Annotated in this window: 25 protein-coding genes; 3 read left to right on the top strand and 22 right to left on the bottom strand. The window is 42.3% G+C overall.

Annotated features, from left to right (window positions below; genetic code table 11):
* Positions 1-6: 6 nt before the first annotated feature.
* Genes dusB through gltB form a run of 9 tightly spaced genes read right to left on the bottom strand, consistent with a single transcriptional unit; the run spans position 7 to position 10851 of the window.
* Complete coding sequence (gene dusB / locus A3G19_RS11390; protein ID WP_015653387.1) at positions 7-996, bottom strand: tRNA dihydrouridine synthase DusB; 990 nt, start codon at positions 994-996, stop codon at positions 7-9.
* A gap of 56 nt (positions 997-1052) precedes the next feature.
* Positions 1053-2075, bottom strand: a complete 1023-nt coding sequence (locus tag A3G19_RS11385; RefSeq protein WP_015653386.1) for a hypothetical protein — start codon at positions 2073-2075, stop codon at positions 1053-1055.
* A 12-nt stretch (positions 2076-2087) separates the two neighbouring features.
* Complete coding sequence (gene dksA / locus A3G19_RS11380) at positions 2088-2441, bottom strand: RNA polymerase-binding protein DksA (protein WP_015653385.1); 354 nt, start codon at positions 2439-2441, stop codon at positions 2088-2090.
* 9 nt (positions 2442-2450) lie between these two features.
* Positions 2451-2909 carry a 23S rRNA (pseudouridine(1915)-N(3))-methyltransferase RlmH gene (locus A3G19_RS11375; protein ID WP_015653384.1) on the bottom strand — a complete coding sequence of 153 codons (459 nt, stop codon included), beginning with the start codon at positions 2907-2909 and terminating at the stop codon, positions 2451-2453.
* The gene (locus A3G19_RS11370; RefSeq protein ID WP_294872976.1) at positions 2906-3463 is read right to left on the bottom strand and encodes a thiamine phosphate synthase; all 558 of its coding nucleotides are present in this window, start codon (positions 3461-3463) and stop codon (positions 2906-2908) included. Before A3G19_RS11370 ends, A3G19_RS11375 begins: the two co-directional genes overlap by 4 nt.
* The gene (gene accD, locus A3G19_RS11365) at positions 3463-4305 is read right to left on the bottom strand and encodes an acetyl-CoA carboxylase, carboxyltransferase subunit beta (RefSeq protein ID WP_294872975.1); all 843 of its coding nucleotides are present in this window, start codon (positions 4303-4305) and stop codon (positions 3463-3465) included. The genes A3G19_RS11370 and accD overlap by 1 nt, the downstream gene beginning before the upstream one ends.
* Positions 4302-5030, bottom strand: a complete 729-nt coding sequence (locus A3G19_RS11360; protein WP_294872972.1) for an inositol monophosphatase family protein — start codon at positions 5028-5030, stop codon at positions 4302-4304. Before A3G19_RS11360 ends, accD begins: the two co-directional genes overlap by 4 nt.
* The gene (locus tag A3G19_RS11355) at positions 5030-6412 is read right to left on the bottom strand and encodes a glutamate synthase subunit beta (protein ID WP_294872968.1); all 1383 of its coding nucleotides are present in this window, start codon (positions 6410-6412) and stop codon (positions 5030-5032) included. Before A3G19_RS11355 ends, A3G19_RS11360 begins: the two co-directional genes overlap by 1 nt.
* A 5-nt stretch (positions 6413-6417) precedes the next feature.
* Complete coding sequence (gene gltB, locus A3G19_RS11350) at positions 6418-10851, bottom strand: glutamate synthase large subunit (protein ID WP_015653379.1); 4434 nt, start codon at positions 10849-10851, stop codon at positions 6418-6420.
* 183 nt (positions 10852-11034) lie between these two features.
* Here gltB and recO point away from each other — a divergent pair, with 183 nt between their 5' ends.
* Positions 11035-11652 (top strand): recombination protein RecO, encoded by a 618-nt coding sequence (gene recO, locus A3G19_RS11345; RefSeq protein ID WP_294872966.1) that lies wholly within the window; start codon positions 11035-11037, stop codon positions 11650-11652.
* 47 nt (positions 11653-11699) lie between these two features.
* Entirely contained in the window at positions 11700-11948 is a 249-nt protein-coding gene (locus tag A3G19_RS11340; RefSeq protein WP_294872963.1) for a hypothetical protein, read from the top strand.
* A 13-nt stretch (positions 11949-11961) separates the two neighbouring features.
* Here the strand turns inward: A3G19_RS11340 and A3G19_RS11335 are convergent, their stop codons facing one another.
* The 5 genes from A3G19_RS11335 to A3G19_RS11315 form a co-directional block, all read right to left on the bottom strand.
* Complete coding sequence (locus A3G19_RS11335) at positions 11962-12366, bottom strand: Rrf2 family transcriptional regulator (protein ID WP_015653376.1); 405 nt, start codon at positions 12364-12366, stop codon at positions 11962-11964.
* Entirely contained in the window at positions 12366-12809 is a 444-nt protein-coding gene (locus A3G19_RS11330) for a DUF4395 domain-containing protein (RefSeq protein WP_015653375.1), read from the bottom strand. Before A3G19_RS11330 ends, A3G19_RS11335 begins: the two co-directional genes overlap by 1 nt.
* A gap of 120 nt (positions 12810-12929) precedes the next feature.
* A complete protein-coding gene (locus A3G19_RS11325; RefSeq protein WP_015653374.1) occupies positions 12930-13301 on the bottom strand; it encodes a response regulator in 372 nt (123 codons plus the stop codon).
* Complete coding sequence (locus A3G19_RS11320) at positions 13298-14620, bottom strand: methyl-accepting chemotaxis protein (RefSeq protein ID WP_294872960.1); 1323 nt, start codon at positions 14618-14620, stop codon at positions 13298-13300. The genes A3G19_RS11325 and A3G19_RS11320 overlap by 4 nt, the downstream gene beginning before the upstream one ends.
* Complete coding sequence (locus A3G19_RS11315; RefSeq protein WP_294872959.1) at positions 14620-16518, bottom strand: ATP-binding protein; 1899 nt, start codon at positions 16516-16518, stop codon at positions 14620-14622. Before A3G19_RS11315 ends, A3G19_RS11320 begins: the two co-directional genes overlap by 1 nt.
* Before the next feature lie 105 nt (positions 16519-16623).
* Between A3G19_RS11315 and A3G19_RS11310 the strand changes: the two genes are divergently transcribed.
* Complete coding sequence (locus A3G19_RS11310; protein WP_294872956.1) at positions 16624-17136, top strand: rhodanese-like domain-containing protein; 513 nt, start codon at positions 16624-16626, stop codon at positions 17134-17136.
* Between the two features lie 52 nt (positions 17137-17188).
* Here the strand turns inward: A3G19_RS11310 and A3G19_RS11305 are convergent, their stop codons facing one another.
* From A3G19_RS11305 to trmA, 8 genes are all read right to left on the bottom strand, one after another.
* On the bottom strand, positions 17189-17722 hold the full coding sequence (locus A3G19_RS11305) for a transposase (RefSeq protein WP_294872953.1): 534 nt from the start codon (positions 17720-17722) through the stop codon (positions 17189-17191).
* Positions 17723-17902: 180 nt separating this feature from the next.
* On the bottom strand, positions 17903-18169 hold the full coding sequence (locus tag A3G19_RS11300; RefSeq protein WP_294872950.1) for a hypothetical protein: 267 nt from the start codon (positions 18167-18169) through the stop codon (positions 17903-17905).
* 351 nt (positions 18170-18520) lie between these two features.
* A complete protein-coding gene (locus A3G19_RS11295) occupies positions 18521-18670 on the bottom strand; it encodes a hypothetical protein (protein WP_294872948.1) in 150 nt (49 codons plus the stop codon).
* A gap of 103 nt (positions 18671-18773) precedes the next feature.
* The gene (locus A3G19_RS11290; RefSeq protein ID WP_294872945.1) at positions 18774-18902 is read right to left on the bottom strand and encodes a hypothetical protein; all 129 of its coding nucleotides are present in this window, start codon (positions 18900-18902) and stop codon (positions 18774-18776) included.
* Positions 18903-18969: 67 nt separating this feature from the next.
* Complete coding sequence (locus tag A3G19_RS11285; protein WP_294872943.1) at positions 18970-19137, bottom strand: hypothetical protein; 168 nt, start codon at positions 19135-19137, stop codon at positions 18970-18972.
* An 80-nt stretch (positions 19138-19217) separates the two neighbouring features.
* Positions 19218-19667 (bottom strand): ABZJ_00895 family protein, encoded by a 450-nt coding sequence (locus tag A3G19_RS11280; RefSeq protein WP_294872941.1) that lies wholly within the window; start codon positions 19665-19667, stop codon positions 19218-19220.
* Between the two features lie 658 nt (positions 19668-20325).
* A complete protein-coding gene (locus A3G19_RS11275) occupies positions 20326-21744 on the bottom strand; it encodes a hypothetical protein (RefSeq protein WP_294872939.1) in 1419 nt (472 codons plus the stop codon).
* The coding region (trmA, locus tag A3G19_RS11270; protein WP_294872936.1) for a tRNA (uridine(54)-C5)-methyltransferase TrmA at positions 21741-22448 on the bottom strand (708 nt) is incomplete at its 5' end. The genes A3G19_RS11275 and trmA, both read right to left, overlap by 4 nt.

Genomic DNA, 22448 nt, shown 5'->3' with positions numbered 1-22448 from the left:
AGGATTTTAGCACTCACACTTCATATCAGAAGCTTTGAAACCTTCACCGATTTGTCGGTGAGTGAGAAAAAACTCATCGACTACGGCACGGAAGTGGATCGGATCATCGATGCGATTTACCAGATCGCGTAATACCGATGCACCCTCGTATCCTTTTGAATAAGTGTGAATGTGTTTACGAAATGTCACAACTCCTCGTCCGCCGTAACAGCTTATCATGCCGTCTAAATGTTCCATAATGATCGCGTGTTTGATGAGCGGATCTACAGTAGCGCTTCCGGTTTTAAGCTGATGAAAAATCCACGGTGCTCCGACGGCTCCGCGCCCGATCATTACACCATCGGCTTTGGTGTGTTCCAACACCCATTGCGCTTTCTCAAAGGAGTCAATATCGCCATTAGCAATCACAGGAATACCAACAGCAGCTTTAATCTCAGCGATCGCGTCATAATCGACGGGAGCTTTAAATTTTCCCGCACGGGTACGCCCATGAACCGCTAGAAAATCAGCGCCGCAATCTTGAACCAGTTTGGCGATCTCAATATGGTTTTTACTTTCAAATCCAAGTCGAATTTTAACACTCAACGTTGACTTATTGGAAGTTTTTTTAATAGTTTCAATGATCCGGGCCATCCGAGGCAAATCGTTTAAAAGTGAGCTTCCTGAACCGTGAGAAACAATTTTAGGGACAGGACATCCGCAGTTGAGATCGATAATATCAATATCTTCAACACCATTGAGGACTTCGACTGCACGACGAACAATATCCTCTTCTGAACCTGCAATCTGCACGGAGTAAGGATCTTCGTTCGGGCTTCGTTCCAACATACGAATGGTTTTTTCCGAACCGTAAGCAAGTGCATTTGAGCTAATCATCTCGCTCACCGTCAAATCGGCACCGAATTTTTTAACCACATTACGAAATGGCAAGTCCGTGTATCCGGCAAGGGGGGCAAGCGCATAAACAGGAGTTTCAAAAGAGAGTTTAGGAGTCATAAAAAATTACCTTGGAGGAGAAGATAGCGATAAACGCTATCTTATAATGATGTTATTTAGCAATTGCGGCGTAAAAAGATCGCGATATCGTAGTGTTTGTTTGCACGTTTGAGATCACGATACGCTTTGAAAATTTGATAATCGTTGTTCGACGTATTGTTCAAAATCTCATTTGCTGTATCAATCATTTGTAAATCGTAAAGAGTGTACAGATACCCTTCCATTGCTTCGTCATTATTTTCGCTTAGTACTTCAAACAGCCTAATACGTTGTTCAGGAAGCATGTTTTTAGACATTCCTGCCGAAATATCGATCCAATCGTTACTGTCAAGTTTAAGTGAGCTGAAAATTGTTGCCAACTCTTCATTAGTGATTTGAATACCGTTTTCTGCCGCATTGATTCGCTGAACGAAATCGATCAAAGATGCTTTCGTAAAGAGATGCTTAAACTTCATCACCGATCCGACCGATGCCGTTTTTACATACGATGCATACGCTTTAGCGCAAACGATTTCACCGTAACTGTCAGGGCGTGAGAGGACAGAATCTGCATCCATCTCTCCGCGTTCAAAGCGGTTCAAATTATTTTGAATAGCAATCGATGTTGTTGAAGACAAATGGAATTTTTTGATATCCACTTTTTTCTTCTCTTTAACATCACGCATTAATTCAAGAGCTTCATCGATTTTTTCGTTTCCAACCGAACGAAGGGTTTCGTAGGGAAGGATCAGAGCATTGTCGATAAGTTTACCCATGAGTTTATAGGCATCGCTTTTGTAAACGTAATTGCGTTCATTCACCCCAAGCAATGAGTCACGAAGCGCATCGATCATTTTCTCGTGATCTTTATTCAAACGACGAAGTTTGAAATTTCCGACCAACGCGTAAACACCCATATGTAGCAAACTGGCAAGGTACATAATAATCAGTGGAACAACCACCCAAAAAGCTACCGGAAGATTTGGAAAATGCATCCCTAATAAATCAAAAGATATTGATTCATTATCAATCGAATAGACCGCAGCACCGACTAAGATCATTAAGATAAGTGAAGCAATGGTGTACCGTTTTAGTTGCATTTTCTCTCCCTTTTAGTGTTTATTTTTTTCAACGATCGGACGACATACAATACAATATTTTGCATGCGGTTTTACTTTTAAACGCTGGAAACCGATATCATCTTCACACATTTCACAAATACCGTATTGTTTGGATTTGATTTTATAAAGTGCCGCTTCAATCTCTTCGAGTTCATGCATCTGTTGTGATCCGATAGCATTTTCAACCATGTTGTCATTGCTGGCAGATGCATAGTCACCTTCGTCATTCAGTTCCATCTCACGTAACTGATTCATTTCGCTCTCGACGCCGGTAAGATTTTTGATAATCTGAGCTTTACGCGTCAGTAATATCTCCTCGAAATACTGCAACTCATGGTCTCTCATCAATGCTCCTCATTTGTGGTACGGATGGTTTGCTAACAGTGAATAGGCGCGATAGACTTGCTCTAGCAAAACAGCTTTTGCGATCTTGTGACTCATCGTCATCTCAGAGAGACTAATCGCTACATCGCATTGCTCTACAAAGCTCTTTTCAAAGCCGTAAGCGCCACCTATAAAAAATTGCAACGAAATTTTATCACTTATAAGCTTACTAAATGCAAAACTATCGAGTTTTTTTCCATCAGGATGCAACGCAATCGAGTAATTTTTACCCAGCATCGGTGATAATAATTTTGAATACGCCGCTTGAGATGCTTCAGCGCTGATGGTATGCGCTTTTACGACCTCTTTAGGAAATAATTCTATGTCCTCCACTTTGGCAAAGCGGGAGATCATTTTCATCTGTTCTTGATAGAGGGGATCGTACAGTGAACGCTCTTTTTTCGCAATCGTAATGATGGAAATGTTCATAACAGTCCACTCCCGATTACTTTGTACGTAACGTATTGAAATACATCATCAAGTTTAACACCACCGATAGCGGCGACCGGATGCTTAGAGTGTGCCGCGATCTCATCGAGTTTATCCCCTAGCACTTTGGCTTCCGATTTCGTCGACGAAGCACGATAAGCCCCTAATCCGATGTAATTCAAATCCAATTCATTTGCAATTGCAATCTCATCAGCGTTATGCGTTGAAAGACCGATAATTTTATCCTCACCGATTGCCATTTTTAGAATTTTAATTGCCCGAGTGGGATCAGAATCAATCGCAGCCAAATCATCTTGACCGATATGTACACCGTCACAAAACGTGGCAAGCTCATAATGGTCGTTAATGAGTAAAAAGCCTTCCCATGTTTGGCGAAGAGCAATTAAATCTGTTTTAATCGCAGCAATATCAGCGTATTTGTTTCGGTATTGAAGAATGCTCGCCCCTAATTCTTTGGCACGAGTGGCAAAAGAGAGGAGTTCAATTCCCCTCTCACAGAGCATATCAGCATCACAAAGAGCGTAAAGCTGCATTATGGGAGGAGAAGTTTAAGCATATCACTCAGTGTCTCTTTGAGTTCACTGCGTTCTACGATCATATCGATAGACCCTTTTTCGAGGAGGAATTCGGCACGTTGGAACCCATCAGGTAAATCAGAGCCGATGGTTTGTTTAATAACACGCTGACCCGCGAATCCAACCAATGCACCCGGCTCAGCGATGATAATATCACCCAGTGTTGCGAAAGAGGCACTTACGCCTCCCATGGTAGGGTCCGTGAGCAATGAGATATACGGAAGTTTTGCAGTAGACAATTTTGCCAATGCCGCTGATGTTTTTGACATTTGCATAAGGGAGAAGGTACTCTCTTGCATACGTGCACCGCCGCTGGCACTGACGATGATCAATCCCATACGTTTTTCTAATGCGCGATTTACCGCACGAACGATTTTTTCGCCCTCAACCGAACCGAGGGATCCGCCCATAAAGTTAAAATCAAATACCACAAGCTGTGCGGGAACCGAGTTAATCGTACATTCACCGCTTACCACCGAAGAGTAAGTACCGTTTTTAGCGAATCCTTCTTCAACACGTGCCGCATAGCTTTTTTTATCCACAAAATTAATCGGGTCAACCGGGCGAAGATTGCCGTCAAATTCAACAAAACTCCCCTCATCGGCAATGAGGGCTAAACGCTCTTTAACCCCGATGCGAAGGTGAAACCCGCATTTAGGACATACATGGTTTTGTTTTTCAATCTCTTTGTAATACATCAGTGACTGGCACGAGGGGCATTTTACCCAGTGAGACGGAGCCTCACTCTTGGTGGGTTGTTTTTTCTTTTCGGAGTCCCCGAACAGGTTAAATAGACTCAAAAATACTCCTTTTCTACAATCAAACGTATCTGCTCAAAAAGCTCTTTATCCGCACTTATGAGGATATATCTATCATCGTTAAACACATGCAAGTGTTGACTTAGATAAAGTCCGGCTTGGATATCGTAAGGTCGCATTGTACCCAAAAATAGCACATATTTCACATAAGGGGCATAGGCGAGCGAGAGAGCAAGGGCTCCGGGAGAACGAAATTTCAGCTTTTTTTCCATCAATTTTTTAATCAAATCAGGGTGTTCAGGAGCTTTTTCAAAAAGACCGATTTTTGCCGAGGAATTGGTCGAAATTTGAAATTTTTGAAAAGAATTATGCAATGTTGTATGATAATATTCATCCATCGTACGGATAAAAATCTCACCGTTTGCGAGATTACATACGAGTGCTTCAGTCGTTTTCCCCCTGCACATACGGGCAATCGAAACTCCATAATACGGGAGTTTGGAGACAAAATTATCACTTCCGTCAATGGGATCAAGAAAAATATTGGTAGACGATTCAGGAGACATCCATCCGCTCTCTTCGGAAAAAATCGATCCGAATGAAGAGAGATGAGAAAAGCAGATCGCTTCGGCACGCAAATCAACACCGTTGCTGATATCACCGCCGAAGCCTTGTTCATAATGGGTAAATAAAGAGAGATCTCCCTCTTCAATAAGCGCTTTTATCTCGTGACAAGCACGGATAGAAGCCTCGATAAAATCGTTCATTAACGAAGTAAAGATTTTACGATTGAACGAGCCGCTTCACGCCCGTCATAGGCAGCAGTTACCACCAAATCGGCACCGCGATAACAATCCCCTCCAGCATAGATACCGGCAGTTGTCGTCTCGTGTTTATCATTAATGATAATACCGCCCCATCCGTTTACTGTAATTCCGTTTTCCGCTAAAAATGGCGGCACACACGGATCAAAACCGAGTGCCATAATAATGACGTCAGCGTTGATATTAAAATCACCCCCTTTGACCTCTTCCATTTTTTGACGACCGGATTCATCTTTGGAACCCAAAACGGTTTTTGCCATATGGATACCGACCGCTTTTCCATTTTCGCCCAAAATAACCTCTTTCGGAGAAGCATGGAAAACAAAATCCACCCCTTCTTCGATCGCATTTTTGTACTCTTTAACCGAGCCCGGCATGTTATGCGCATCACGGCGGTACAAGCAGGTTACGTTTTTAGCCCCTTCGCGTTTCGCGGTACGGACACAGTCCATTGCCGTATCTCCACCACCGACAACTACAATATCAAGGTCTTTAAAATCGAACTTTTTATCGTAGGCGAGAGCGAAATTTTTACGCTGAATTGCACTCAAATATTCTATTGCAGGATATACATTGGATGCATTTTCACCGGCAATTTTAGCCGCTTTGCTTTTGGTCGCACCGATTCCGATAAAGACCGCATCATGCTTGTCGGCAATGGCATCAAATTCAATATCTTTGCCCACTTCGCAATTCAAAACGAGTTCCAATCCAGCATCAAGCAAGAGATTAACACGACGCTCAACGATTTTTTTATCAAGCTTGAAATTCGGGATACCGTACGTCAGTAATCCTCCGGCACGATCACTGCGCTCATACATGGTAACCGCAATCCCTGAACGAAGCAAATACGTAGCGGCAGAAAGCCCCGCAGGACCTGAACCGATAATTGCCACTTTTTTGTCTGTGGTAATCCCCGGAAAGTACGGTTTTAACCCTTGTTTAAAACCCTCTTCATTGATAAAGGTCTCAACTGAACCGATCGTTATCGCTCCGTGACCGTCGTTAAGGGTACAATCTCCTTCACAAAGGCGATCATGCGGACATACACGCCCCATCACTTCAGGAAACGGTGATGGCTCGTTGGAAAGGTTAAATGCAAATTTCAAATCTTTTTCCGCGATGGCTTTGAGCCATTGAGGAATGTAGTTGTGCAACGGACATTTATTCAAACAAAACGGGTCACCGCACTGGATACAACGATCACTTTGTGAAGAGGCATCGCTCGCACCCATCGGCTCATAAATCTCGCTAAAATCTTTTAGACGCTGTAAAACAAGGCGTTTCGTGGGGTCGATACGCTCAATCGTTAAAAATTCTCTCATATTTCTTAGTCCCCTTTATCAGGATTGAGTGGCAATTTGGTTAAGTTTTTTGGACGAACAAGCCAGAAATTTCGGATTTCGACACGGAAATTTTTGAGCAATTCTTGCGCCATTTCACTCTCAGTTTCAGAAACGTACTCTTTGAGAAGACGTTTAAGATAGTGGCGTGCTTCATCTCCATCATCGGTATCGATACGGAGGGCATCGATTAACTCACGGTTAACGTTTTCAACAAAACTGTGATCTTGGTCATAAACGAACGCAAAACCGCCGGTCATACCCGCACCGAAGTTAATCCCTGTTTTTCCAAGAATCACAGCGACACCGCCGGTCATGTATTCACACGCGTTGTCCCCTGTCCCCTCTACGATGGCAAGGGCACCGGAATTACGGACGGCAAAACGTTCACCGACTGAACCGGAAATAAAGAGTTTACCGCCCGTCGCGCCGTAAAGGCAGGTATTTCCGCCCGCAGCAAATGCCTCACCTTGATTTTGAGAGCGGATAACGATTTTACCGCCATGCATCCCTTTACCGATATAGTCATTCGCTACACCTTCAAGATGGATAGAGACACCGTTGATCAAAAATGCACCCAATGCCTGACCTGCAATCCCTTTGAGCTGGAGACGGATCGTATCGGATTTAAGACCGCCATCGCCGTAGTACTGTGCTATCTCACCACTGATACGTGCGCCGAAACTGCGGTTTAGGTTACAGATATCACGGACGATACGGATTGGACGTTCAGGGTTTTTAATTGCATCCATCGCTTCGATGAGAACTTCTTTTTCAAACTCATTCGCATCAAACGGTTCATTGCTCGGTGATTGACAGGTATTAACACCCTCTTCACGGTGCAATACCGCACTGAAATCAAATTTTTTCGCGAATTCATTATCAATAACACGAAGTAAATCACTGCGTCCTACCATTTCTTCTATCGTTTTATAACCGAGCCCAGCCATAATTTTACGTACATCTTCGGCTAAATAGGTGAAATAGTTGATCAATTCTTCAACCGTTCCGTTGAAAAACTCGCCCCGTAATTTTTCATTTTGGGTTGCGATACCGACGGAACATTTGTTCACGTGACAGATACGAAGCATTTTACATCCGATGATAGTAAGTGCCCCCGTACCGAATGCGTAGCTTTCTGCACCCAATAATGCCGCTTTAACAATATCCATACCCGTTTTGAGTCCACCGTCGGTTTGCACATGCACAAGACCGCGAAGATTATTCACTTTAAGGGCGTTATGAGCTTCAGAAAGACCGAGTTCCCACGGATTCCCCGCAAATTTGATCGATGTGAGCGGAGCCGCACCGGTACCGCCATCCCCGCCGGAGATAATGATTTTATCGGCGTATGCTTTCGCAACACCTGCCGCAATCGTACCGACACCCGCAGAAGAGACGAGTTTAACCGCTACTTTTGCATTCGGATTGACCTGTTTCATGTCGAAAATGAGCTGTGCCAAATCTTCGATCGAATAGATATCATGGTGCGGCGGAGGGGAAATCAAAGTCACACCCGGCATCGTATAGCGAAGACGTGCGATAAGACCGCTTACTTTATGACCCGGAAGCTGTCCACCCTCACCCGGTTTTGCCCCTTGGGCTACTTTGATCTGAATCTCTTCAGCTGAGCGGAGATACGCCGGAGTAACCCCGAAACGACCTGATGCCACCTGCTTGATTTTGGAGTTTTTGAGTGTGCCGAAACGAGCCGCATCTTCACCCCCCTCACCCGAATTGCTTTGTGCGCCGATGGTGTTCATCGCCACCGCTATACACTCATGCGCTTCCGGTGAAATTGAACCCAAGGACATTGCTGCCGAAGCAAAACGTTTAAAGATTTTTTCTTTCGGTTCAACTTCTGAGATATCGATAGGCGAACGGTCTGATTTAAACTCGAAGAAGTCGCGGATGAATTTTTGTCCGCGACCGTTGACCAAGGCACTGAGTTTATCGAAATCTTCACGTTTACCGGTTTTCGAAACACGGTGAATCGCATGGATGACATCCGGGTTGAAATCGTGGTGCTCTTGCCCGTTGTAAAATTTATAATATCCGCCGATTTTGAGAGGAAAGATTCGGTTGAATCCGCCGACCTCAAACGCATCTTTGTGATTACGATCCAAACGTACATCAATATCGTCGTAGGTAAGTCCCGGGATCATGACATATGATTCTCCGAAGCATTCATGAACAATCTCTTTACTCAAGCCGATGACGTCAAAGAGCCCTGAGTTACGGTACGATGCAATCGTCGCGATCCCCATTTTGGACATAATTTTAAGCAAGCCCGCATTGAGTGCATGATGAACCGCTTTGAATGCTTCAGAACAACTCACATCCGTGACGCTTCGTTCAGCACGTGCGGCTACGGTAGCAAAAAGAAGAGTCGGATAAACCGCGCTCGCACCGTACGCGATCAAAGTTGCCGCACCGTGAGAATCGATCACTTCCGACGTACACGCGACAATCGATGCCAAATGACGGATACGCTCATCCAACAATGCACGGCTGATACGTCCGACCGCCATCGCCATCGGAATCGCTTTATGATCTTTGTCAAAGCCGCTGTCATCGAGGATAACGATACGGACACCCTCTTCGCGTACCGCTTTAATGACTTCTTCTACCAAGGCTTCAAGAGCCGGTTTCAACGCACCGCTGTAAGCCGTTGAAAACTCTTGATTGGTATAGAATGATTGGTAGCGCGGTGATTTTTTATCCCCGAACGATTTTAAGACTTCCAGTTTTTCACGAATGATAATCGGTGAAATCGCTTTCAGACGATTCGCATGAGAAGGGATCTCATCCAAGATGTTATGGGTTTCACCAAACCCGGTATTCAAGCTCATGACCACTTTTTCACGGATCGGGTCGATCGGAGGGTTGGTCACTTGGGCAAAACGTTGTTTGAAATAATCGGAGAAATGACGCTGTACTGTACTAAATGCCGCCAGCGGAGTATCATCTCCCATTGATCCGACTGCTTCTTTGCCGTCACGCATCATCGGCTCGATCACTTGTTCAATCACCTCTTGGGTAATATTGAAATAGCGTTGACGCTCTACCAAATTGGAAGCATCGTACTCACAGCGGGTAACGTATTGTTCTTCTACATGCTCTTGGAGATAGATCATATGATCATTGAGCCATTTCATGTACGGATTAGAGGATTTGAGATATTGGTTAATATCTTCGTCTTTAAGGACTTTCCCGAATTTCAAATCCAAACCGATCATTTGACCCGATTGTAAACGTCCGCGTTCTTTGATTTGATCTTCTGGAATATCGATAACTCCGTATTCACTTGCGATAAGAAGCGTATCATCATGGGTAATAATGTATTTAGAAGGTCGAAGGCCGTTACGGTCGAGTACACATCCGATATAGCGCCCGTCTGTCAGAGAGAATGCGGCAGGACCGTCCCACGCTTCGAAAACGGTAGAGTGGTATTCGTAAAATGCACGAAGCTGAGGATCCATATGAGGAGCATTTTGCCACGGAGCCGGTATAACCGCACGCGCCGCTTTAAAGAAATCCATTCCGTTGATGATCAAAAACTCGAAAAAGTTATCGGCACTCGCACTGTCCGACCCGCCCGGTTGGAGGATCGGTAAAAGTCGCGCGATCTCTTCGTCGGTGAACACTTCACTTTTAATCGATTCGGATTTGACCGCAACGTTAAAACGGTTGGCTTCGACCGAGTTGATCTCACCGTTGTGGGCAACCGCACGGAACGGTTGAGCCAAACGCCATTTTGGAAGGGTATTCGTCGAGAAACGTTGATGAAAAAGGGCAAAAGAGATTTTAAAATTTTCGTTTTGTAAATCAGTATAAAACTCTTTGATATGCGTCGGCATAATCAAACCTTTATACGAAACAACACTAGCCGACATGGAGGCAATGTAAAAATCCTGATCTTCTACGAGGGCATGCTCGATCTCTTTACGGCTAAGATACAACAACGCATCAAAACGCTGAGATGCCATTAATGAATTCGGGGTAATAAAAATATGGTGAATTTCCGGCAACGTTGTAAGTGCCTGTTCTCCAAGCGCATTGGTATCTACCGGTACAACACGGTCCAAAACCACTTTGAGGTCATTATCATTACAAATTTTTTCAAAACGCTCTAAATTTGAAGCATTACGGGTAAAGACCACTGCTACTGCATACATTTCAGGAAGTTCTACCCCTGCGTCTTGTGCAGCTCCTCGCATAAACTCATGCGGAAGAGATAAAAGCAATCCGCTTCCATCACCGGTTTTACCATCTGCAGCAACCGCTCCACGGTGCATCATTCGCTCTAACGCAGTAATCGCATTTTCTAAATTTTCATGCGAAGGACGGTTTTTGATATTTGCAATCAATCCAAATCCGCAGTTATCTTTAAATGATCGTAATAGGTCTTGGTATTCCACTCTAATCGTCACCTTTCACCAGAAAATTTCGGCAAATTGTTATTTTTTAATCTCTTTTTAAACATAAGTAGTTTAAAGAGGGATGAAATTTTCTTATTTTAGCGTCTACAAGGTTAAAAAAGGTTAAAATAATAAATAATTTTTGATGATTTAGAAAAAAATGTGTAGAGTAGAGCCAATAGTATGCAGGGATTCATTATCAAACTCACCCGAGTACGTGAAGAAGATATGATCGTCACCATAATAGCCGAGGAAAGCTTACAGACCCTTTATCGCTTTTACGGTGCTCGCCATAGCCCTATTAATATGGGCTTTAAAATCGACTTTGAAGCAGAACATTCACTCAAATCCTCGATCTCCAGAATGAAAGATGTCATCCATCTGGGCTTTTCATGGATGGGTGAATATGAACGGCTCCGTCTGTGGCAGCAGTTTATCACCCTCTTTCATCCTCATCTCAAAGACTCCGAATCCATCGGAAATTTTTATTTTGATCTCTTAAACGAGGCCGCACTGCGATGGAAGGATCAAAATCCAAAACGGGTTGCCATCGAAATCTATGTTCGCCTTCTTGACTACGAGGGACGGCTACACCGTGAACCAAACTGCTTTTTTTGTGATCATCCTATCGAGCATGAAATTTCATTGATACGGGCTTTTTTACCCGCTCATCCGAACTGTTCACACACTTTATCTATCAATCCAAAAGGGCTGGAATGGCTTTACAGCCACGCCTCGACTCTTTTTTTGGATGATCAGGAAATCGGGCGCTTATGGTATATACTGAATGAGGGATTATAGGACCATTTTTTGCTTGTTTATCCATATTCAGATAAAATGAGAAAACAATGCGTCAACATAAAATAAGAGAAGCCGTTTGGGCAAAATATACCCCTTCCGCTCCAAAAGTATCAACTTCTCGATATGTCCCTACAAAAACTAAAGGGTCAACACTCCAAGAATTTTACGACGAAGTGCATGCCAAAAATCTTCTCCACCAAGAACATTTTTACCAAAACAAAAATGCTCAGGAAATCGAAACGATCATGGCTCAGAACCGCCGTTTAATCGATGCAAAACGCGCTCCTAGAAGATAAAGGGATTTTAGTATCAAATCTCATAATAATGAGGTTGATACGATTGGTCTAGTTCGGAGAGTTTCATTCCAAAAAGTCCTCTCATTTTTTCCTCGATATCTCCCCAGAAATATTCCAGAATCAAACTCGATCCGGTATTCCCCTCGATTTTATAAAATGGCCCTTCCAAAGCCTCAATGATCTCTATAACCTCAATCTCATGGCTCCCTCGGGAGAGTTTATATCCGCCCGAGGCTCCTCGAATACTGCTCACAAGATTGTTACGGCGCAAAATCGAAAGAAGCTGCTCAAGATAGCCGTGTGAAATTTGTGTCATTGCCGATATTTCTCTCACCTGCATCGCCCGCGAATAAGGGGCATGAGAAAGAACATGCATCGCTGCCAATCCGTAAATCGCTTTAGATGAGAGAGCCGCCATTACTCAAATCCCTTAGGGTACAGTTTTTTAGCAATATAATAAATCTTACATGCAATACAATACCCAAATAAGAGTTCCAAAGCAGCACAAAATAGAAATATGCCGGAAATAAACGCTATCGCAACATCAGCACCGATCCACGAACTAATTAATAAAGCAATCGTAAATCCCGTACCGAAAAATGCTGCAAGACGTTTTGCCCCTGCATCTTCCATTTTAACTTCGAGGGAAAGGGTTTTCTGAATAAATAGTGAACTGATATTGATCGGACTTAGATGTTTATAACCATACAATCGAAGGATAAAATCTACGATCAGTAAAATCAATACAATCGGACTTTGCGTCACTAAAAATGCAATAATGCCTAGAATTACAAATAAAGTATTGATTCTTGTAACCGTAGCATCAACGTGTCGAAAAATTAAAGGGCATTGTTGAGCCATTGTTTTCTCCTAAATTTTTCACAATATTAATATACCTTTTTCTTATTGTCAAGTATCCATATCATTTTACTAAGGTATAAAATTTAAAACAAAAAAAAAGGGGACGTATCCCCTTTACTCTTATGAACGTGTTTTTACTAACTCTCGCACTTTTTTCTCAACATTCATGAGTGAATCAAATGGCTTTAGAATATAGTGATCCGCACCGATTTTATGACTTTGCAATACTTTGTCCAGTGTGGAATACGCTGTCATCATAATAACAACACACTCAGGATCTTTCGCTTTAATCGCTTCTAGAACACTCAAACCGTCTTTTTGCGGCATCATAATATCCAGAAGCACCCCATCGTACTCACCAGAACGAAATCGAGCAAGAGCATTCACCGGATTATCAAAATAGGTGACATGAATATCTCCGGAGCGTCCCAGAGCTTTTTCCAACATCATTCCGATAGAAGTCTCATCATCAATTATCATTAAACGGATCATTTTTCCCCTCCAAACAGACTTTTAATGGCGCTTCCCATCATATGTTCATTTTTTTCTGCAACCAATACATCCAGCGCTTCAAATACCTCTTGACTCGCTGCCTCAATGGTTTTGATTCGCTGTTCGATCTGGGTTCGAGAACAGAGTTTTTTGCCGTCACCGCAATCGGCGATCAATGCATTGGCGTGCGCATGAACCGTAGCATGCGGTCCTTCCAGACGACTGTAGGATTTAAGCATTCCAAACTGCTCTTTTCCGACACCGTTATCATACCATTTACCTAAACGGCATGTATGATGATCGACCGCTTTAAAGATATTTTCTTGGCCAAACAAGAAAGCATATACATTATTTTTGTAGATAACATGGTCGATTTTTGCCAAATTACTAAAGATATAATTACTGATGTCCATAATTTCAAATACACTTCGTGAGGAATTACGTTGAAAAATTCCCATTCGATCCGACATCTGGCTTACTTCGTCTTTTGTACTGGTTACAATCCCAGATAGCTCTTCGGTCGCTGTTTCAATCTCATTGGTATCTTGCTGCATCGACTGAATGACAATTTCAATCTCTTTGGTCGCTTTTTGGGTCCGTTCGGCCAATTTACGTACCTCATCGGCAACAACCGCAAATCCTCGACCGTGTTCTCCTGCCCGCGCTGCTTCGATCGCGGCATTCAAGGCAAGGAGATTGGTTTGATCGGCGATATCTTTGATCAATGCCACAACGTTGGAAACTTCATGCGATCGATTGACGAGATTTGCCGTTGTCGAGAGTGTCCCCTCCATTAATTCGGCGAGTTTATTCATATCTTCATCGACATGTTTGGCAATTTTTAGCCCCTCATCCGAGCCGCGTGCCGTTTCATTCGACTGTTCAACCATCTCTTTGAGTTTCTCTAAAATGTCTACAAAAACATGCTGAGTCGCATCCAATGCACCGCGTATGCTTTTTTGGTGCATCTCCAGCAATCCACCCTGCTCCGCTCCAACCACTGAGGATTTGGTAAGGATAAACCCTTTTACGCCATTACTCAAACTTTTGCTCACTACCGAGGCTTCACATTCACCGACAATAATTTCATTATTGCCTTTCGTGAGTTCTCGAATAACACTCTCTTTGTTGGTAATCGATTCAGCCCGGGTATTATAAAAAATTGCTTCATCGCGTTCATTTAAGATAATTACTGCCTCTTTAAGGCTCAATGACGCTATCTCTTTGTATAAAGCAAGCTCTGCTTTCAAAATATCCCGCTCAACCCGTAAAAGATCCGCTTCTTCTTTATATTTTGCCGCTTCTTTTCCAAAAAACATTATTTCTCCTCCTTATACTTTTTCAAACTGATTTCAAATACGGCACCATTATTTTCATTGTCAGCACGAATACTCCCTCCGTGTTTGTCAATAATAGCTTTTGCGACGTTTAGCCCGATTCCCATACTCTTTTTTTTCTCTCCGCCGATCGCGAAATCAAACAGAGTAGCCAACATCCCTTTCGGTATCCCTCCGGCATTGTCGCTGATGGTTATCGTCACATCATCATTTTCACATTTAAGCCAAATATCAAGCCGACGATTCTCATAAGGTATTATACCTTTCTCAAATTCATCCAAAGAATTATTAAGGATGATAATCCACACTTGTTCCAAACGTGTCGATATCCCCATTGTCATACAGCTTTTTGGGTTATATTTCGTCCTCAGTGAAAACAGTTGACCGTTTAGTCGGATAGGGACAATGTGTTTTGCACGGTTCATAACGATACGCAGTCCGTAAACAAGGGTCATGTCCACACTGCACACATCCATTGTTTCTTTCCCTGTACCGGCGAATTCGTACATCGATCCGACAATGAATTCTATCCTCTCAATCCCCTCATCGATCGGTTTGAAATAATGCTCTGATTGCTCAATTTTTCCATCACACGCCCATTTCAGTAGTTCAAGGTTCCCTTTGATATAAGTTAAAGGGGTGTTGATTTCATGGGTAATAGCAGCAGCCAGACGCCCGACACTCATCAGCTTTGCATCACTGATTTTTTCTTCTTTAAGGCGTTCAAAATCGCTCACGTCAACAAAATAAAGAATATGATATTGTTCATTTTGAATCAACGGATTCGTCATAGAACTCATATGAACCGTATAGTACGATTTATTATTATTTAAATCGATAGAGATGATTCGCCCGTTAATATTCCCTTTTTTCAACTCTTTGACAATAAATTCAAGCCCATCTTTTTGAGAGTATTTGTCGGATAATATAGGTTGCAATCCCTGTTGCGATTCAAACATCCATGACCATAAATCACAACTCTCACTCAACGCTTCAAAATTCTCATACCCATTAACGTCCAAAAACTTTCGATTGACCATGATCGCCTCGTATCGATGATCAAATAAAATAGCCAAAGAGGTATCATAATCGATCAGTTGTTTCATACTCTCCAAAATGGCTCGCTTCATCTCGCTGACGTCATGCCCGATAAAAACGATCTCTTCGATATTACCACGGCTGTCTAAAACCGCATAAATAGTAGAGTCAACCGTAATCGTCTGGTTTTTCGCTCCAATAATTTCAATGATTCCGCGATAAATTTCTCCGGCTTGCAAGTGGGCTCGAACCAATGTTCTAAGATAGATCCAAAAGCGCCGTTCGACAAATCGAAGCCAATAGTGTCCTACCATCTCTTCAGGAGCCATCCCGATCAATGCCCCGAGCAGTGAATTAACCTCTGCAATCATTCCATTATGGGCGATTCGGATCACCAAAGCGGTTTTTGAGATCGATCCAAACATCATATTAATTTGTCGGTAGGCTTTTTTCGCCTGTTTGGCTTCAAGAGACTGGGAAATAAGACGCTCAACAACTTTTTGAACTGCGCTGGGCAACAAAGGTTTGAGGAGATATTTATCCACACCGACATCGATGGCCTGTAAAAAGAGATCACTCCCGTGAGCACTCGAAATGACGACCGTTTTAATGGCAGGATTTTGAATCTTGCTACGGCTGATAGTCTCAAAAATTTTACTGTTCATCTCCATCGGATGGAGAATTAAAAGATCGATTTCATCATACAGTTCGGGGAAATCGTTACGAATATTCAACTCTGCATCGAATTCTTTTAAGACATTAAAAAATGGATCTTGATCGGCTAGATTATAATCTCCGATTGTCCAATCGGTTACGTAGACGATTTTTATGACTTCAACCATAGATTCACATTGCTTTTTTCAAATAATACCTTGTTTTTATTCATCTTTGTGTTAATTCTCTTTTAGATATAATTGTGATATTAATTAGCAATTAGGAGTTTATGTATGAAAAAATTACTGCTCATATTACTTGCGTGCACTGCACTTTGGGCTGATGACGTATATGAAGGTGATCTCACCGCTACCGAAGCGCATGAGATGCAAAAAAAAGGGGAAGCGATCATCGTTGATGTCCGTACGACCCTCGAATTCATCTATACTGGGCATGGAGAAGGTTTTATCAATATCCCCGCTTACGAGTGGACCTATATTCCAAAATCGGTTGAAGAACGGGTAAAAAGTGCCGAGTTTGAACTCAAAAATGATAAGACGAAAGGGCATATTGAGATCCAAAAACTCTACGATGCCAAAGAGGTATTCAATAAAAATTTTATGAATGATGTGATGAAAGCAATGAAACTACGCAATGTTAACTCAGTCATTTTGGTCTGTCGAAGCGGACCACGTTCGAAAGCGGCGGCGAACTTCCTCGCCAAAGAGGGGATTAAAGCCTACAATCTTGATAACGGATTTATGTTCGGATGGAAAGAGGCAAAATTACCGTTTGACGGGTATTGATTTACCCGTTCGCCACATCTCGTTCCCAAGCTCCAGCTTGGGAATGCATACTCTACCAAAACTTTTCCACCCCAATTAATCCATCAATTCCATCATAATCACGCGCACTTGAATACCGCCAATACTTCGCCTCATCGACATATCCTCTTTTGACTGGATTCAAATGAATGTAGTTGATTCTCTCAACCATCATGGCATCACTTTGAATCAATTTAGGAGCGAATCCTTCTTGCCATAGTTGATAATCACTTTGTGCTTTATGAGCTTTTTTATAGAAAGCTAATTGATCTAAAATCGTTTGTACATTATGAGTCTGCAAAAGGTTTATTATCTTTTTTGCCGTAAAACTTTTAAATTTTTTGATACTTTCACCGAGATCATCGCTTTGTACGACCATGTGGAGGTGATTTTCTAAAATGACATAAGCATAAATTTTTAGATTATCATTTTGTTGCAAATGCGCTAGGCTATCGATGAGAATTTGTACACTTTCGGTACGGGTGAAGATCGGTATCCAATGCAAGACGGTACAAGTTACAAAATGGGGATAAGTCGGTTCATGTATTTTATATCGACTTCGTCCCATTTGAGTTTCCTCTATTTATTTCAATTTTGAATCTCGCTCCAAGCTCCAGCTTGGGAGTGTATATCTTCGTTCGCTCTATCTACATTTGTATGCATTCCCAACGAGGACGTTGGGAACGAGGGAAATCATATCGAGCGTTTGCTCTACATTTTACGTTTGTTCAATTTTTTATCCCTTTTTTTATTTTATAATTTCGATAAGTAACCCTATAGCAATAATAATTGCACCTGATTTAGCCAATATCCTTTTATTGATAACAGTAATGATCTTATATGTTAAACCATGCCAAAAACCAATATCTTTCCTTACTTCAATTTCATCCTCACCTTTTTTCTGTGCTTCTTTATTTTGCTTTGAACAACAAGTATGACCTCGATATTCAAGCTCAAACCAAAATTGGATCAATACCAATCCTCCGCCTATTATGTATAAAGTCGCTGTATCCATATTTAATTCCTGGCATTTAATTTTTTCATAAAATTTTTCACGCCGCTCTCCTTGTATTTTCCCCTCGCTCCCAAGCTCCAGCTTGGGAGTGTATATCTTCGTTCACTCTATCTACATTTGTATGCATTCCCAACGTGGATGTTGGGAACGAGGGATGATTAGCTCCTTACACTTTCAATTTGGTGATAATATTTGTGACACGAGTCCGTGGACTTAATCCATATGGACCTTCCATACCGTCAAACCCGTAAACTTCCAAAGCCTCTTTTAGCACTTCGATTACACTTTTATCAGAAAAATATTTTCCCTCGCTCCCAAGCTCCAGCTTGGGAGTGTATATCTCCGTTCGCTCTATCTACATTTGTATGCATTCCCAACGAGGACGTTGGGAACGAGGGATGAATCAATATTGATATCTTTTAGAATATTGATAATGTCCGTCGTGCTATTTGCAGATGATAAAACTGCATTGGCTTCTTCGAGAGTATTATAAAGTGCCATCATCGATCCTTTCTGCAATCGCGAAGAGCAACAGTGAAGTCTGGAGTTTGTAACAAGACTCCTTCATTGCCATAAATTTGCAATGCCTCTTCTAATAGTGCAATTAAAGCATCGGTTGAGAGATGGTCCAATACATCAGGACAGAGAGAGAGAGAGAGAGAAGATCCCAAACAGCGTTGTATGTTGTTCCATTTATCTCTTTCTTCTTTGAATACTCAATTCTTACTTCCACGCTTTGCCCTTGAGCGTAAAATGTCCATATCTGCTCATTAGAAAATGCATGATCAAAAATACTATCATCACGAATAAGAGCTGTTTGTATCAGCCAAATCTCTCTCTCTGTCGATAGTCCAGTCTTTTTTATTAGGTAACTTTTGATGCGAAGCATCATGATATTTTCCCCATAATGCATCTAAACCGTATTTTTCTTTATCCTCTTGAGATATATACTCATTTACAAATGCCATTGTTTTTCTCCTATTTTTATATATTTTATTTTTTGTTTAGGCGGCAAAAATTGCCGATGATTTTCTAGGTGTATTATCTCTTATTCTACACCCCTTTTGCGCTCTAATGCACGTAACTGTATCTTTGCGAACCATCCATAACTCATCCATAGCATCGCCGCACATATCCCGAGCACAAAAGCAAATACGGCGATCATTACACCCATGTTGATATGTAATAATGCCTGAACCAATGCTTGTGATTCGCTTGAAAAGGCTAAAAATAAACCTACCATAACCGATGAGACCAAGGTACTTATTCCCAGTGATCCAAATACAAGTACGGAACGTTCTTTTGATGTAGGGATACGTCCATGATCGTTGACGAAGTGGCCTATGGCAAATGCTGCTGCCGTTACGAGCGGAACCATCGACATACCTGCGTTATTGATATGTAAAAATTCCGCTATCAGCACTATTGCTACCGAAGCAATTATATACATGAATGTAAAGCGGATAAGATAACCCTTGAAATTGATAGAAGTTTCCACTTATTTCCCCTCCTGTGGTAGATTTAAAGCCAATGCATAATTCCCACCCGTCTGAACAAATCCCAGCCGTTTCATATAGCGATCCATTTTGGCTAAATTCGTTCCACTATTGATTCCCTCGCTCCCAAGCTCCAGCTTGGGAGTGTATATCTTCGTTCGCTCTATCTACATTTGTATGCATTCCCAACGTGGACGTTGGGAACGAGGGATAATTTCCGGCTTCTGCTAACTTTTTCGCTGATGCATACTCGTTAGTACGTAATTGCTGTACGATCATTACAATACTTAAAATGAATGCAATTCCCATAAGCCACTTTTTCATGCCACTCTTTTTTTTGATTAAAATCAAATTAATATAAACAATTATTTATAGTATCTATTTTTTGATAACATAGAAATATATTTTGTTTAAAATTTTAAGAACAGATAATTTATTTGAATTCCCAATGAGAGGAAAGTGTTATAGATTCCCGATCGAGCCGGGAATGACAGGAAAAGATCCCTCGTTCCCAAGCTCCAGCTTGGGAGTGTATAGCTGTTAATCACTTATTGCCTGTATGCGTTCCCAACGTGGACGTTGGGAACGAGGGAATCTTGATAACGGATTTATGTTCGGATGGAAAGAAGCGAAATTACCGTATGACGGGTATTAATAGCGTTATCTTCGGATAACGTCACTCTCTCTTACGTATAAATTTTCACCCGCACCGGTCGGAGTCCATACCCGATTGACAAAATACCCCGTAATATGAACCCATCCGTTTGACGGATTTCCGGCCGTAAACGATCGTCGAGCTTCCCATGTATCAACCTGTGAGCCACCCGGGGCATTGTAAATCGGAGCATTGGAAGCCATACGGTAGGCAGAAGAAAAGCCCCCTTTCTTAGGGGTAGAAGCGGCCGATACAACCGAAGTTTTAATGTCAGGAGTTTGAGCAATTTTGCTCATTTTCGGCGGTGTCAGTTTCCCTTTTTTTGCTTTTAGTTTTTCCATTTGTGCTTCATTTTCAGCCAATTTTTGCTGCAATGCACGGTTCAGTTTTTCGGTTGCATCCGATTCTTTGGTTACGATTTTTTCATGTACGACCGGACGATCTTTATAGACCACCTTCTCGACAATCTTCTCCTGAACAATTGGGCGATCTTTATAAACAACCTTCTCGATCACTTTTTCCTGAACGACCGGACGATCTCTGTAAAGCACTTTTTCAACGATTCTCTCTTGAACCGTCACTTTAGAACCTTTTTTAAGATTGGCAATGGTTGTCTGTGCGGCGGAAAGTTCACGCTGCAATGCCACAATTTTATCGGTGGGTTCGACTACTTTGGTAACCACTTTCTCTTTAGTACTCGGTTTTGGAGTATTTTGCAGTTCAACGATCAGGGCATTGGCACGAGAGAGCTCATTTTGAAGAGCCTTGATTTTACCGCTTTGATCGGATACAGGGGCAACATTTTTTACCTCTTGCACATTTGCAACGCTCGATGTTTTCGTGTTACGGAATTTATCAACCTGCGCTCTCGATTCTGTTAGCTCTTTTTCCAATCGCGTCCGTTCTTTGGCTGTTTTAGCAATCACATTCTCGAGCCGCTCAATGTCAAATTTTGCTCTGCTTAACGAATCCGTGAGATTTTTGCGCTCGATACGGCTTACTTTTGCCGTATTGGTTTGCTCTGTGAGCATTTCATTGCGCTCTACCTCTGCCCGATAATTTTTATCGCGTGCAGTAAGTGTCTGTTCCAAACTTTGAACCACCCCTCTTTTTTGGGAAATTTCACGTTCGACTTCGGTATTGCGTTTTTTAAGACGGGTAAGTTCCGAATAGCTTTGTTTTATTTGCCCTTCCAAATCGGCAATACGGCTTTTGTACCCTATTACCTTCGTATTCAATTCTTTGCGCTCTTTTTCAGACTGTGCGTATACTTTTGGCTCTATTCCTAAAACAGTACTTTGCCCCGCTCTGCACTCTTCGTATTTTTGACGAAGTTTCGCAACTTCATTCACTATAGCGCCGCTTTGCTCCGTTGCTCCGAATAAATAAACTGCCGCTAAGGTACTCAGTAAGATAGCTTTCACGCCAATCCTTTTTTGGTTAGCTTCACACCCATCTCTAAATGGTGAGTGTAGGGGAATTGATCAAATGCCGACATAGCCGTAATCGTATGGGTTTGAGAGAGTATCTCCAAATCACGATACAGTGTCTCAGGATTACATGAGATATAGAGAAGATGATCGAAACGTGCCGCAAAAGCACACGGTTCTTCTCCTAAACCTGCTCGTGGAGGATCGACAAAAAGAGTCTTTAGATGATAATCGCTTACTTTTAGCCCTTCCAAACGGCGGAATTCACGTCCCCCATCGAGTGCACAGGTAAACTCTTCGGCACTCAGACGAACGAACTCAATATTTTCTACCCCATTAAGAGCCATGTTCTGTTTTGCCGCGTGGATCGATGATTTTGAGATTTCGGTTGCCAATACCCGTTCAAATCTGGTCGCAAAAGGGATCGTAAAATTTCCGGCACCGCAGTAAAGTTCGAGTAGATCGCCGCCTATCCCCTCCAATTGAGAGAGTGACCACTCTATCATCTGCTCATTGACTCTCGGATTCGGCTGGGTAAAACTGTTCTCGATATGGATATAGCGGTACTCGCGCCCAGCAATCTGCAGTTTTTCGGTGACATAATCTTGGGAAAGAATCAGTTTTTGTTTGCGGCTTCGTCCGATGACGTAGACCCCTAGCCGTTTTTCGAGTTCACGTGCTTTATTCTGCCACTCTTC

The sequence above is a fragment of the Sulfuricurvum sp. RIFCSPLOWO2_12_FULL_43_24 genome (assembly GCF_001829605.1).
Taxonomy (GTDB): Bacteria; Campylobacterota; Campylobacteria; order Campylobacterales; family Sulfurimonadaceae; genus Sulfuricurvum.
This window is presented reverse-complemented; position numbering and strand designations above follow the sequence as displayed.

Excerpts from the sequence above, each read along its gene's own strand:
- A3G19_RS11315 (WP_294872959.1), bottom strand. The coding sequence starts at position 16,518 with ATGGTTGAAGTCATAAAAATCGTCTACGTAACCGATTGGACAATCGGA.
- A3G19_RS11355 (WP_294872968.1), bottom strand. The coding sequence starts at position 6,412 with ATGAGAGAATTTTTAACGATTGAGCGTATCGACCCCACGAAACGCCTT.
- A3G19_RS11310 (WP_294872956.1), top strand. The coding sequence starts at position 16,624 with ATGAAAAAATTACTGCTCATATTACTTGCGTGCACTGCACTTTGGGCT.
- A3G19_RS11305 (WP_294872953.1), bottom strand. The coding sequence starts at position 17,722 with ATGGGACGAAGTCGATATAAAATACATGAACCGACTTATCCCCATTTT.
- A3G19_RS11325 (WP_015653374.1), bottom strand. The coding sequence starts at position 13,301 with ATGATCCGTTTAATGATAATTGATGATGAGACTTCTATCGGAATGATG.
- A3G19_RS11335 (WP_015653376.1), bottom strand. The coding sequence starts at position 12,366 with ATGGCGGCTCTCTCATCTAAAGCGATTTACGGATTGGCAGCGATGCAT.
- A3G19_RS11375 (WP_015653384.1), bottom strand. The coding sequence starts at position 2,909 with ATGAACATTTCCATCATTACGATTGCGAAAAAAGAGCGTTCACTGTAC.
- recO (WP_294872966.1), top strand. The coding sequence starts at position 11,035 with ATGCAGGGATTCATTATCAAACTCACCCGAGTACGTGAAGAAGATATG.
- A3G19_RS11370 (WP_294872976.1), bottom strand. The coding sequence starts at position 3,463 with ATGCAGCTTTACGCTCTTTGTGATGCTGATATGCTCTGTGAGAGGGGA.
- dusB (WP_015653387.1), bottom strand. The coding sequence starts at position 996 with ATGACTCCTAAACTCTCTTTTGAAACTCCTGTTTATGCGCTTGCCCCC.
- A3G19_RS11285 (WP_294872943.1), bottom strand. The coding sequence starts at position 19,137 with ATGGCATTTGTAAATGAGTATATATCTCAAGAGGATAAAGAAAAATAC.
- A3G19_RS11385 (WP_015653386.1), bottom strand. The coding sequence starts at position 2,075 with ATGCAACTAAAACGGTACACCATTGCTTCACTTATCTTAATGATCTTA.
- A3G19_RS11295 (WP_294872948.1), bottom strand. The coding sequence starts at position 18,670 with ATGGCACTTTATAATACTCTCGAAGAAGCCAATGCAGTTTTATCATCT.
- A3G19_RS11330 (WP_015653375.1), bottom strand. The coding sequence starts at position 12,809 with ATGGCTCAACAATGCCCTTTAATTTTTCGACACGTTGATGCTACGGTT.
- A3G19_RS11300 (WP_294872950.1), bottom strand. The coding sequence starts at position 18,169 with ATGGATACAGCGACTTTATACATAATAGGCGGAGGATTGGTATTGATC.
- dksA (WP_015653385.1), bottom strand. The coding sequence starts at position 2,441 with ATGAGAGACCATGAGTTGCAGTATTTCGAGGAGATATTACTGACGCGT.
- A3G19_RS11320 (WP_294872960.1), bottom strand. The coding sequence starts at position 14,620 with ATGTTTTTTGGAAAAGAAGCGGCAAAATATAAAGAAGAAGCGGATCTT.
- A3G19_RS11340 (WP_294872963.1), top strand. The coding sequence starts at position 11,700 with ATGCGTCAACATAAAATAAGAGAAGCCGTTTGGGCAAAATATACCCCT.
- A3G19_RS11360 (WP_294872972.1), bottom strand. The coding sequence starts at position 5,030 with ATGAACGATTTTATCGAGGCTTCTATCCGTGCTTGTCACGAGATAAAA.